This window comes from Chlorobaculum sp. MV4-Y (assembly GCF_025244685.1).
In the GTDB taxonomy this organism is placed as follows: domain Bacteria; phylum Bacteroidota; class Chlorobiia; order Chlorobiales; family Chlorobiaceae; genus Chlorobaculum.
Window position 1 is genome coordinate 30,317 of the sequence record NZ_CP104202.1, and the last position, 11,617, is coordinate 41,933.

General features: G+C 55.6%; 10 protein-coding genes, 1 tRNA gene and 2 riboswitches. Of the genes, 9 read left to right on the forward strand and 2 right to left on the reverse strand.

Annotation, left to right across the window (positions count from 1 at the left end):
* The first annotated feature begins 109 nt into the window (after nucleotides 1-109).
* Nucleotides 110-183: transfer RNA gene (locus tag NY406_RS00170), tRNA-Val, on the forward strand.
* A 54-nt stretch (nucleotides 184-237) separates the two neighbouring features.
* Here the strand turns inward: NY406_RS00170 and NY406_RS00175 are convergent.
* Together NY406_RS00175 and ftsH are read right to left on the reverse strand one after the other, a co-directional pair.
* Nucleotides 238-516: an acylphosphatase gene (locus NY406_RS00175; RefSeq protein WP_260534504.1), complete on the reverse strand. Its 279-nt coding sequence runs from the start codon at nucleotides 514-516 to the stop codon at nucleotides 238-240.
* A gap of 5 nt (nucleotides 517-521) precedes the next feature.
* Entirely contained in the window at nucleotides 522-2,636 is a 2,115-nt protein-coding gene (gene ftsH, locus NY406_RS00180; RefSeq protein WP_260534506.1) for an ATP-dependent zinc metalloprotease FtsH, read from the reverse strand.
* 314 nt (nucleotides 2,637-2,950) lie between these two features.
* On the opposite strand from ftsH, the gene pyrF reads away from it, so the two are divergent.
* The 8 genes from pyrF to NY406_RS00220 all read left to right on the forward strand — a co-directional run bounded on the left by pyrF (nucleotide 2,951) and on the right by NY406_RS00220 (nucleotide 11,547).
* Nucleotides 2,951-3,775: an orotidine-5'-phosphate decarboxylase gene (gene pyrF / locus NY406_RS00185; protein WP_260534508.1), complete on the forward strand. Its 825-nt coding sequence runs from the start codon at nucleotides 2,951-2,953 to the stop codon at nucleotides 3,773-3,775.
* 119 nt (nucleotides 3,776-3,894) lie between these two features.
* Nucleotides 3,895-5,739 carry a glutamine--fructose-6-phosphate transaminase (isomerizing) gene (gene glmS, locus NY406_RS00190; protein WP_260534510.1) on the forward strand — a complete coding sequence of 615 codons (1,845 nt, stop codon included), beginning with the start codon at nucleotides 3,895-3,897 and terminating at the stop codon, nucleotides 5,737-5,739.
* 163 nt (nucleotides 5,740-5,902) lie between these two features.
* Nucleotides 5,903-6,631, forward strand: a complete 729-nt coding sequence (locus tag NY406_RS00195) for a hypothetical protein (protein ID WP_260534512.1) — start codon at nucleotides 5,903-5,905, stop codon at nucleotides 6,629-6,631.
* The gene (locus NY406_RS00200; RefSeq protein WP_260534514.1) at nucleotides 6,628-7,185 is read left to right on the forward strand and encodes a Tn7-like element transposition protein TnsE; all 558 of its coding nucleotides are present in this window, start codon (nucleotides 6,628-6,630) and stop codon (nucleotides 7,183-7,185) included. Before NY406_RS00195 ends, NY406_RS00200 begins: the two co-directional genes overlap by 4 nt.
* 125 nt (nucleotides 7,186-7,310) lie before the next feature.
* Nucleotides 7,311-7,451: riboswitch (cobalamin riboswitch) on the forward strand.
* Nucleotides 7,452-7,774: 323 nt separating this feature from the next.
* On the forward strand, nucleotides 7,775-9,205 hold the full coding sequence (gene cbpB, locus NY406_RS00205; protein ID WP_260534515.1) for a peptide-modifying radical SAM enzyme CbpB: 1,431 nt from the start codon (nucleotides 7,775-7,777) through the stop codon (nucleotides 9,203-9,205).
* Between the two features lie 157 nt (nucleotides 9,206-9,362).
* Nucleotides 9,363-9,579, forward strand: a riboswitch (cobalamin riboswitch).
* Between the two features lie 24 nt (nucleotides 9,580-9,603).
* Nucleotides 9,604-9,963: a hypothetical protein gene (locus tag NY406_RS00210; protein WP_260534516.1), complete on the forward strand. Its 360-nt coding sequence runs from the start codon at nucleotides 9,604-9,606 to the stop codon at nucleotides 9,961-9,963.
* 19 nt (nucleotides 9,964-9,982) lie between these two features.
* Nucleotides 9,983-10,774, forward strand: a complete 792-nt coding sequence (locus NY406_RS00215; RefSeq protein WP_260534518.1) for a transporter — start codon at nucleotides 9,983-9,985, stop codon at nucleotides 10,772-10,774.
* Between the two features lie 17 nt (nucleotides 10,775-10,791).
* Entirely contained in the window at nucleotides 10,792-11,547 is a 756-nt protein-coding gene (locus tag NY406_RS00220; protein ID WP_260534522.1) for an energy-coupling factor ABC transporter permease, read from the forward strand.
* Nucleotides 11,548-11,617 lie beyond the last annotated feature (70 nt).

The following is an 11,617-nucleotide window of genomic DNA, read 5'->3' on the forward strand; positions in this document are numbered from 1 at the left end:
TATGCTTTTTCGGAGCGTGGTACAAACAACGCTTTTCGAGGCGGCGGGTAAATAGCGGATTCTGTTTGTTATCTATTGAAAATGTGTTATACTGTCAACCCTTTTTCATGGGTCTCTAGCTCAGCTGGTTAGAGCGACTGGTTTACACCCAGTAGGTCGGGGGTTCGAATCCCTCGGGACCCACCCATTCTCCCTATCTCTTCTATCTCTTTTGATTTCCCGGTGTTTGCAGCGTTTTCAGGTCAAGATGCGAAACTCCCTGTCGGAGGTATCGACCTCTATTTCTTTTACTTTGATCGAGGTGACGCTTGAACGTGAGGGGCCGATCCGTGTCTGCCGGGTCAGTTCGTCCACCAGTTCGCTGTTGCCCTGAGCCTCGACTTCGACCGTACCGTCAGGCAGGTTGCGCGTCCATCCGGAAAGGCTTCGGGCGGAAGCTTCACGCAAGACGAACATGCGGAAACCTACGCCCTGTACCAGGCCGCTGATGATGATGTGAATCCGCTTTACCGTCACAGCTATCAATTCGATGACAGGTTTCTGGACTGCCGAAGCCTGTTGACGGCCTCTTCCAGCTCTTTGCGCTCGTTGTTTGCGGTGTCATTCCCGTCGGCCTCCGGAGCTTCCGGAGCCGGGGCGTCATGGAGCTGCGGAGCGACCATATCGACACCGTTCTGGCAGTCGTGGGCAAGGTGTTCGCTGAACTTGCCTGCCGGGCGCTTGCCGAGAATCTCCTCGATCCGGCAGTACTGCACGATCTCCTTCGAGAGCAGCTCTTTGGCAAGCATTTCGAGCTTGTCACGATTGTCCGAAAGCATCTGGTGAACCTGCTTGCGGGCAGCCTCGACGATCTCCTTGACTTCGTTGTCGATCAGTCTGGCGGTTTCGTCGCCATACTTCTTGTCAATGCCGGGACCGCCGTAGTACGGGTTGTTGCTTTCGAGGAACGACAGGTAGCCGACCTTTTCGCTCATGCCGTACACGATCACCATGTTGTAGGCGATTTCAGTTACCCGTTCGAGGTCGTTCTGCGCGCCGGTCGAAATTTCGCCGAAGATGATCTCTTCGGCAACGCGCCCGCCGAGCAGGCCGCAGATGCGCGCGATCAGCTCGCTGCGGGTCATCAGGTAGCGGTCTTCGAGCGGGATGTTCAGGGTGTAGCCAAGCGCGCTGACGCCACGAGGCACGATCGAAATCTTCTGCACCGGGTCGTTTTCCGGCATCAGCCAGCTCACGATGGCGTGGCCGGACTCGTGATAGGCGACGATCTCCTTTTCGCGCGGATTGATGACCTTGTTTTTTTTCTCCAGACCGGCGATGACTCGCTCGATGGCGTCCTCGAAATCCTTCATCTCGATGCTCTGCTTGCCGCGTCTCGACGCGAGCAGCGCCGCTTCGTTGGCCGCATTGGCGATCTCCGCGCCCGCGAAGCCGGGTGTCTGCGAGGCCAGCGCCTTGAGGTTGACGTCGGGCGAGAGCGAGAGGTTCTTGGTATGCACCGCGAAGATGTCGGTGCGTCCCTTCAGGTCGGGCCTGTCAACCACGATTTGCCGGTCAAAGCGGCCTGGCCTGAGCAGCGCCGAGTCGAGCACATCCGCGCGGTTGGTGGCGGCCATGAGAATCACCCCTTTGTCGGTTGCGAAGCCGTCCATTTCGACCAGAAGCTGGTTCAGGGTGTTTTCACGCTCGTCGTTGGCTCCCATCATGAAGCCCTTGCCGCGACTGCGGCCTACCGCATCGATTTCATCGATGAAGATGATGCACGGCGCTTTTTCCTTGGCCGACTTGAACAGATCGCGCACACGCGCCGCGCCAACGCCCACAAACATCTCGACGAAGTCCGAGCCACTGATGCTGAAAAATGGTACGTCCGCCTCTCCTGCAACCGCTTTGGCCAGCAGTGTCTTGCCGGTGCCGGGAGGGCCGACCAGCAGTACGCCCTTGGGAAGCTTCCCGCCGAGCTTGGTGTACTTTTTCGGATCTTTGAGGAAATCAACCACCTCCATCACCTCGGCCTTGGCTTCGTCCAGCCCGGCAACATCCTTGAAAGTGATGCGGGTGTGCTCGTCGAGATTCTCATAGAGCGCGGCCTTGTTCTTGCCGATATTCATGAACTGCGAACCGGGGCCGCCCATTCTGCGGAACATGAGGAAGTAGATGCCGATAAGCAGACCGAAGGGCAACAGCCATTGCAGTAGTTCACTGATCCACCCGTTGCCCGGGGTCGCTTCGTAACGGATACCTTTCGATTCAAGAAGCGGAATCAGCTGCTCGTCCCGCACGGGGTTGACCGTCACCTCGTTTTTTGATGAGTTCTTGCCCGGCATCTGGAACGCAGGTGGATTTTGCCCGGAGGGTTTGTTTGCTGCTGTTGAGAGGGAGTCCTCCTTGAGTTGTACGTAGATTTTTTCCGGGGCGAGTCTGATCGATTCGACCTTGTTCTGGTCGATCAGCTTACGGAAGTCACTGTAGGCGATTTCACGAGTCGAGCCTGACCAGAAAAAGGCGAGCTGAAAGCCGATAATCAGTAAAATGACCGCTATATAGTAAAATATCGAAGAACGGGGCTTTCTTGGTCCGTTGTTTTCGGGTTCGTTTTTATAGGGATTGTTCAGCTTGAATGGGTTGTTTGCCATCGAGTACGCTCATAATTAAAGAGATTCATCGGGATCGTTGCCGATCTTCGGGCACGGAATTTGCGATGACTTTACACGCCGGCGGGATTCCTGTAGGCCAGAATATTAAAATAATACACCATATTGTTCAGATTCGCAAGATACATAACTCTGTTGAATTAATATATTCTTTCGACTAATAGTTTCTTGATCACCAGTGGCTGCGGCGCTCAGGGAAGGTCGATCGCTGTTCATTCATCGGTCGCCATCAGTTATATTAAAAGACGGCAGTGTGTGAACTGACCCGATAATTTTTCATGTTTTTACCATCAGTTATGAGTTCAGCAAGAGATAAGGCGAACCGCCGGATAGCTTCGCTCCAGTCGATGCTTTGTGTCGGCCTCGACAGTGATCCTTCGAAAATTCCCACGCTTTTCCATTCAATGGAGCGCCCGGTGCTTGAGTTCAACCGAGCGGTCGTCAGGGCAACCGCTGCTCACGCTGCCGCATACAAGGTCAATACAGCATTCTACGAATCGCGGGGGCTTGCCGGAATGCAGGATCTTGAAGAGACGCTTCAGGCGTTGCCGCCGGAGTGCCTGAGCATCGCGGACGCCAAGCGGGCTGACATCGGCAATACGAGCCGGCAGTACGCGAAGGCCTTTTTCGAGGCGTGGCCTTTCGATGCCATTACGGTGGCTCCCTACATGGGTTTCGATTCGCTCGAACCCTTTTTCGAGTACGAGGAGAAGCTCGTGTTTGTGCTCTGCCTCACCTCCAATCCTGGCTCTGCTGATTTCGAAGAGCGCATTCTCGACGATGCTCGTCCCCTCTATCGCGCCGTGCTCGACAGGGTCCGGAGCTGGCAACGCAACGGAAATGCCGGAATCGTCGTCGGTGCAACCAAGGCTGGTTTGCTGCAAGAGCTTCGGCAGGAAGCGTCAGAGCTGTTTTTCCTCATTCCCGGTGTCGGTGCGCAGGGCGGATCAATGCAGGAGGCGGTCAATCAGGGCGCTGATCCGGATCGCCTCAGCGCGGTGGTCAATGTGAGCCGGGCGCTTATTTTCCCGAAAGGCGATTTTCGGAGCGTTGAGGAATTTGAGGATGCGGTGCGTCGTGAGGCGGTGAGCCTGCATAGCGATATGAAAGATATCCTGTGAATTTATGTGTATATATTATATATAATGTTCGATGAAAAAAATATACGCGGTTTTCGCTCTTTCGGAAAAGGCCCGGAAACGTCAGTAAAGGGTAATAAAGATACCAGGGGAGTGAGTATATGTGCGGGATAATCGGTTACATAGGCAGGCGTGAAGCGGCGCCATTGCTGCTAAACGGATTGAAACGGCTGGAGTACCGTGGCTATGATTCGGCTGGTATGGCGGTCTTGAACGGTTCGCTGCAGATGCTCAAGAAGAAGGGTAGCGTCAGTAATCTCGAAGAGCTGCTGAATGTTTCGGGCACCGTCATGCTCGGCGCGACGGTCGGCATTGCCCACACCCGCTGGGCGACCCACGGCGATCCGAGCGACCGCAACGCTCATCCCCACATGAATGTTTCCGACGACATCGCCCTGATCCACAACGGCATCATCGAAAACTATTCGACGCTGAAGCAGGAACTAATGTCGGAAGGCTATGAATTTGAAAGCGATACCGATTCCGAAGTGCTCGTCCATCTGATCGACCGCATCTGGAAAAACGATCCGGTGATCGGTCTTGAAGGTGCGGTGCGCCAGGCGCTCCGGCATGTCGAGGGAGCTTATGGCATCTGCGTTGTCTCCTCGCGTGAGCCGGACAAGATCGTTGTGGCTCGCAAGGGCAGTCCTCTGGTGATCGGTCTTGGTGATGGCGAGTTTTTCATCGCTTCCGATGCGGCACCCATCGTCGAGCACACCAACAAGGTGGTCTATCTGTCGGACGGAGAGATGGCCGTTGTGACGCGCGACAACTACACGGTCAAGACGATTGAAAATGTCGAGCAGCAAAAAAGGGTGACGGAGCTCGATTTCAGCCTGGAAAAGATCGAGAAGGGCGGATTCGAGCACTTCATGCTCAAGGAGATTTTCGAGCAGCCCGAGGTGATGCGCGATGTCATGCGTGGCCGGGTGCGCGTCGAAGAGGGGCTGGTGCATCTTGGTGGTATCCACGACTATCTCGACCGGCTGAAGCAGGCCAAGCGGATCGTAATCTGCGCCTGCGGCACGAGCTGGCATGCTGGACTGATTGGCGAGTACCTGATCGAGGAGTTTGCCCGGATTCCGGTAGAGGTCGATTACGCCTCGGAGTTCCGGTACCGTAACCCTATCGTCTCTTCCGACGATGTGGTGATCGTTATCTCCCAGTCGGGCGAAACTGCCGATACCCTGGCCGCGCTCAGGCTGGCCAAGGAGAAGGGGGCGATGGTTATGGGCATCTGCAACGTGGTTGGTTCGACGATTCCGCGAGAGACGCTCTGCGGCATGTACACTCACGCTGGCCCCGAGGTGGGTGTGGCCTCGACCAAGGCCTTTACCGCGCAGGTGATCGTGCTTTTCATGCTGGCCATGGCGCTGAGCAAGGGACGCACCATTTCACACGAGGAGATTCGCCTGAATTTGCGCGAACTGGCGGAAGTGCCCGACAAGGTGGCCCGGATTCTGGAGCAGAACGACGCCATCAAAGAGATCGCCGTCAAGCTCAAGGATGCTCGCAACGCGCTTTACCTGGGCCGGGGCTACAACTTCCCCGTTGCTCTCGAAGGCGCGCTGAAGCTCAAGGAGATTTCCTACATTCACGCCGAAGGGTACCCGGCTGCCGAGATGAAGCATGGTCCTATCGCCCTGATCGACGAGGATATGCCGGTGATCGTGATTGCCACCCGCGACAACACCTATGCCAAGATTCTGAGCAACATCGAAGAGGTGCGCAGCCGCAAAGGCAGGGTGATTGCTATCGCCAGCGAAGGCGACCGGGAGATCGAGCGGCTGACGAAGGATGTGATCTACATCCCGCAGGCCTCCGCCGCGGTGCTGCCGCTCTTGACAGTCATTCCGCTGCAACTGCTCTCCTACCACGTGGCCACGCTTCGCGGCTGCAACGTCGATCGTCCGCGCAACCTCGCCAAATCGGTGACGGTGGAGTAGCGATTTTTTCTCGATTCAGTGGCTGTGGTTGGTAAATAAAGTCGGTAACTAAGAAATAAAAATTGTAACTGTAAAAAGTACAAGTCACTGGACGGCTGGGCGTATAAAAACCTGACCGATTGCTGCCGTTGGCCGACAGGACGACGCTCAGCAATGGCGTTTTATGTTTGACCACAACGGGGTGACGTACCATCTCCCCCAACTTGAGCTGGCACGAGTGCTGTTTTTTCACCATGCCTACCTTGCCCGGTTATCATTGATTAACCAGAGGCTTGCCCAGGAGTTTGATGTTCTGCAGACAACCGGGGCGAATAAAGCACAGCTCAACATCCTGCCAACATGTACTCTGCCGCTTTACGTCAGGGAGAATTATGCACTGAGGCGTGCTCTTGCCTGGATTTTACTGGATGACGATGCACGGCGATCATTCGAAAGTATTGCCCGTTATCAACTGCAGCATGGTTATGACACTGAACAATACCGCTTGTGGTGTTTTTCGTTTGATCCACCACGGCTTGAGGGTGTCGAGCTGACTGTTCGCGGACATTTCGATCAGAAGTTACAAGCGTTTTTTTTTACGAGGTACATGGCATTTTCAGTCTGGCCTGCAACGCTCTTGGCGCTGTTGAGTTTATCGATCCACGATTTGTTGAAAAACGATCAGCTTCAGGGCGTGCGGTTTTGCCCGGCCCCTTGTCTGTTCCGGAGCTGGAGATTGACGATGATCAGGCGCCTGATGCCGATCACTCTGAGATGCGGCTCGATGCCTCGATGGTTTCCTTTGAGTTCGCAAACCCCGTTCAGACAACGCGAATTGGCAAGCTGGCAGGGAGCGGGATTATCCGTGTTCAAGACGGGGCAAGTCCGTTATCAGAAGCTCATTTGGAGGTGAGCACCGAGGACGCAAGCGTTCAGGGAGCTCTGGCATCGGCAGATTACGACGGGCTAGATGATAAAAGCGATGATGCTCACCTGTATGCGGCTAAATGTGAAGCCTTTGAGGCGATGGTTGCCCTTTTGGCGAATATGCCCGATTGCCGTCATCTGCGGCAGGAGATACGAAAGCTCCCGCCAATTGCCGGTTATTCCAAACATCTTTTAGCGGATGGTAATCCGCGTTGTCTGTCCTACTTCCTTCTTGAGAAATCAGGAGTGCTCTATGCGCTTCTTGAAGCCGATACTTCGGATAGCCAGAATCATCTGTCTACGTTATTGCTGAAGTTGCAGGTTTCGGCAATTGGTTGGGAGCGACAGCTTCATGAACTTGAAATGCTTCTTGTAAAGCACTCATTAGTGTGGCCTACGTCATTTCTTGAAAAGACTTTTCGGAATGACTATAAGCGCATATCCCACCCTAAAACCTCCTCTTTAGACAAATCGTTAGTAGCGCGAGATTCTTTTCTTCGTTGGGCAGAACGGGTACATGTAGAATTGCTTCGCATCTGAATCAGTCCAGTTCCATAATATCGTGGCAAGTCTTTAAGTACATTCAACGTTTTTGGTACACTGATATAGATCCCTTGCATTACTTGGATCATCATGTTACCTTAAAGTATTCATTGCAACATCCCGGAACACGGTTTGAATCCGTGGCGGTCCCGCCGCTGTATTCGGGGACTGAACCTGCACTTGATCCCTTCGGGGGTGGTCACTGCTCCGGCTTACCGGGGGGGAAGGCTTGCAGGGGAAGGACGATCCGAGAGCCAGAAGACCTGTTGTATTGAGAACATAGCATGGATGACGAAACGCTCATGGGCGGGACATTGAGTTCCTGATCCCGTATTTTTTTGTCGTCCGGGCAGAACTCCGATGGTAAAGGGCTTCGCTCCATCTTGCAAAAGGTGGGATGAAGTCCTTTTTCTTTTTCAACAAAAATGGAGACAACGCCATGAACAACACGCAAGCAAAATCAACAAAAATCGTGAAACCAAAAGCGATCATCGCGGTAAGGAAGCGCAAGGATGCCAGCGGCACGGGCCTTTCGCACTACATCCTGATCGAGAAACCGGTCGTGAAGAAGGAGGCAAACTGAACGATGCGGGGAGACGTAACGGGAAAACAGGCCTCGTCAAGGGGCCTGTGGGTGAATTCGGGCAACGGCATGTCGCTATTGCCGATCGACATCGGCCATGACGATTACATGGCGGTCGTGTCGCCGGACACGGCTTTCTGGGCGCTGGTGGGCAAGCATGAGCTGGCGGAGGTTTTCTCTTCCAGCCATCCGCTCTGCCAGGGGTATCGGCAGAAAGCGGCGGAGTTCGAGTCGGAGATGACGGCGCTACGGTGCAGCCTGAAGCCGTCGGCAGTCTATGTGAACCCGACGGAGCGTTGCAACCTCGATTGCAGCTACTGTTATATTCCGGGCGAGATGCGGCGAGACGGCGTGGATATGCCTGCCGGAGAACTGATCGAGGCTCTGGAGAGAATGCTCGTCTACTTCAGGCAGCATGTGGCCGAAGGGTTCAGACCGGAAGTGATTTTTCATGGCTCTGAACCTCTGATGAACCGTAAGGCGGTGTTTTCGGCGATTGACCATTTCGGTGAGGCGTTCAGGTTCGGCGTGCAGACAAACGGCACGTTGCTCGATCACGAAGCGGCGGAGTTTCTCATGTCGCGCGGCGTTGGCGTCGGTCTGTCACTCGATGGCCATCAGGCTGCGCTGGCCGCCCGGACGCGCAAGAGCTGGTCTGGCGAAGGGGTTTATGAATCGGTGCTTCAGGCTATGGCGCTGCTTCGTGGCTACGAGAGCTACAGTGTGATCTGTACGGTGACGAAGCAAAACATGCAATCACTGGCCGAGATTGTCGAGTTTTTTCATGCGGCTGAAGTGCCGGTGTGCATGCTCAATCCCGTACGCTGTACGCAGCCGGGCGGCAAAGCCGAAAAGCCTGATGACAGGGTAATGTCTGGCTATTACCTGCGAGCGCTGGAGCGGGCGCATGAGCTGTATCGCGAGACCGGCCGGAAGCTGGTGGTGGCCAACTTCGCCAACATCATGCTCTCGATTCTGGCTCCGACGGCCCGAAAGCTGATGTGCGACATCTCGCCCTGCGGCGGTGGACGCTGCTTCGTGGCGCTGTCGGCCAAGGGCGACATCTTTCCGTGCAGCGAGTTCGTCGGGCTGGAGGAGTTCAACGGCGGCAACGTTTTCCGCGACGACATTGACGCCATTCTGGCCACGCCGTCGTTCAGGCTGGTCACGAGTCGGCGGGTAGAGGAGATCGATCCCTGCCGGAGTTGCGCCATTCGGCACTTCTGCGGCTCGCCCTGCCCGGCAGAGGCGTGGAGTCTGCACGGCACGATGAAGAGTCCCGGCGCGTTCTGCGAACTCTACGAGGAGCAGGTGCGCTTCGCCATGCGCAAGATTGCCGACGGCGTGGCGGACGATTTTCTCGAAAATGGCTGGGACAAGGCGACCGAAACGGTCGTTGAGTTTGGAGCGGCAGGGTGCGCGAGTCTCTCCTGAGCGCTTCGGGAAAAAGATTCGAAGGCCAATCTGGTTATTGATCGTTTCTCTGGCCGAAGAACCGGGGGAAAGACGCATTGCGCTTTCCCCGGGCAAGGCATCGCCATACAAAATTTTTCCATCCAGCATTTGCCTTTCTCTCGCTTTTTCTTATACTTTCTTCGTCCAATTATGTGGTGCCCGACATGGAGACATGCGGGCTTAAAAGGGAATCCGGTGAGAGTCCGGAACAGTACCCGCTGCTGTAATCTCGCACTGGCTGAATAGCTGGTGAAAAGGTTTATCGAATATGCCACTGCCCCGATTTCATCGGGGTGGGAAGGCCGGTAAAACCCGGGAAAGTCAGAAGACCTGCCGCATCTTTTTTTAACGCTTCGGGAATAAAGCAACATACTACCATGAAACACACCCTCGTTCCGTCCGCTAGAACAGGCAAGGGTTGGGCGTCGATCCTGTCGTTGCGCAACCGGCTGTTCCGCTCGCTTCTCAGTCGATTCATCCCTCTCGTTCATTACGATCTGTTCCGCTCGCCGTTTGGCGTCCCGGCGCATTCCGTGCTGTTTTCCATCGATCCCCATCGATCCTGCCGCACTCATCTCATCGGCCATTTCCCGCCTTTTTCGCGTCAATCCGGTCAACGCTATCATCAAGGGCATGACCCGCTCACCGTCACTTGTCATCAGTGCCGTTCAGGCTGTGACAGTTTTTCCGCCGCCGGTCATCCGCTGACCGTCATTCCGTGCTGGCAATTGAACTGAAACAATAAAACAAGTGATAATGAAACAATATGTTATGGCGGCAGCATTGCTGTGCTGCGCTGCCCCGGCGTACGCAGCCTATCCTCTTGTTACCGACGATACCGGCACCCAGGGCACCGGCGGCTGGCAGGTCGAATGCACGACCGGATTTTCCTCCAACAGCAAGACCGACGGCGGCATCACGATAAAAGAGCGTGAAAACGAAGCCGCAGTGGTGGTTTCGTACGGCGTGGCGCAGAATATCGATCTGGTTGCGGGGTTGCCGTACCTGTGGCATCAGAATCAGGAAGATCAGCTTGTTACCGCCGATGAAAGTGGTATCGGCGATATGACGGTCGAACTCAAGTGGCGGTTCTTCGAGAGCGAAAAGAACGGATTCAGCCTTGCCCTGAAACCCGGCATCTCCCTGCCGACTGGTGACGCCGACAAGGGGCTTGGTGTCGGGCGGGTGACGGGAGGCGCGGTGCTGATCGCCACCAAAGAGCTTGGCTCGCTGACGCTGCACGCCAATGCGGGCTACCATCGCAATGCCTATGAGCTTGATGAGGACGCGGCTGCGTCAAACAAGGACATCTGGAGCGCATCCCTTGCGGGCGAATATGCGTTTTCGGAAAAGCTCAGGGCGGTGGCCGACATTGGCATTGAAACTGCCGAAGAGAAAGGATCGCGAACGCATCCCGCCTTCGTGCTGGGAGGGCTGATCTACAGCGTTACCGAAAACTTCGATTTCGACCTGGGCATCAAGGGTGGTCTGAACGATGCCGAACCCGATACGGCTTTGCTGCTCGGCGTGGCCGCGCGATTCAACTAAACTAAAGGAGGATAACCATGACCAATCTGAAATTTCGCTTTGTCGCTGTGTCCTCGATGGTTGCGGGCATGATGCTTTTCGGTGGTGGTGAGGCCTGGGCGATGCACATCATGGAGGGGTTTTTGCCGCCTTCGTGGTGCCTGTTCTGGGCGGCAGTGTCGTTGCCTTTTTTTGTGCTTGGCTTCCGGTCGATGCGCAAGATCGTGGCTGACAATCCGCGCATGAAGCTGCTGCTGGCGATGGTTGGGGCGTTTGCCTTTGTGCTTTCGTCGCTCAAGATTCCCTCTGTGACCGGGAGCTGCTCTCATCCCACCGGCGTGGGCCTCGGGGCGATCATGTTCGGGCCGTCGGTGATGAGCGTGCTTGGTGCGATCGTACTGCTCTTCCAGGCGCTGCTGCTGGCGCACGGCGGGCTGACCACGCTTGGTGCCAACCTCTTTTCGATGGGCATCGCTGGTCCGTTTGTATCATACGGCATCTACAAGCTCGCCGACGGGGTGAAGGCTCCGCGTTCGATGGCGGTCTTTCTCGGCGCGGCGCTGGGCGATCTGGCGACCTACGTCGTCACCTCGCTCCAGCTCGCCGCGGCTTTTCCGTCAGCGACCGGCGGGTTTGCTGCAGCCATGTTCAAGTTCCTCGGCATCTTCGCCGTGACGCAGGTACCGCTTGCCGTGAGCGAGGGCATTCTGACGGTGATGGTCTATAACACCATCCGCTCGTATGTCGGCGAGACTATGTTCAGTTCTGCAACGCTTTCCGGGGAGGTGAAGTGATGAAAAACAGGGACTTGTGAAAAATCTGCTGCTTGCGGCGTTGGTGATAGCGCTTGCGGCCGTGCCGCTG

What these genes read in the sequence shown, in the direction of transcription:
- ftsH (WP_260534506.1), bottom strand. Translation starts at nt 2,636, where the DNA reads ATGGCAAACAACCCATTCAAGCTGAACAATCCCTATAAAAACGAACCC.
- pyrF (WP_260534508.1), top strand. Translation starts at nt 2,951, where the DNA reads ATGAGTTCAGCAAGAGATAAGGCGAACCGCCGGATAGCTTCGCTCCAG.
- glmS (WP_260534510.1), top strand. Translation starts at nt 3,895, where the DNA reads ATGTGCGGGATAATCGGTTACATAGGCAGGCGTGAAGCGGCGCCATTG.
- NY406_RS00195 (WP_260534512.1), top strand. Translation starts at nt 5,903, where the DNA reads ATGTTTGACCACAACGGGGTGACGTACCATCTCCCCCAACTTGAGCTG.
- cbpB (WP_260534515.1), top strand. Translation starts at nt 7,775, where the DNA reads ATGCGGGGAGACGTAACGGGAAAACAGGCCTCGTCAAGGGGCCTGTGG.
- NY406_RS00210 (WP_260534516.1), top strand. Translation starts at nt 9,604, where the DNA reads ATGAAACACACCCTCGTTCCGTCCGCTAGAACAGGCAAGGGTTGGGCG.
- NY406_RS00215 (WP_260534518.1), top strand. Translation starts at nt 9,983, where the DNA reads ATGAAACAATATGTTATGGCGGCAGCATTGCTGTGCTGCGCTGCCCCG.
- NY406_RS00220 (WP_260534522.1), top strand. Translation starts at nt 10,792, where the DNA reads ATGACCAATCTGAAATTTCGCTTTGTCGCTGTGTCCTCGATGGTTGCG.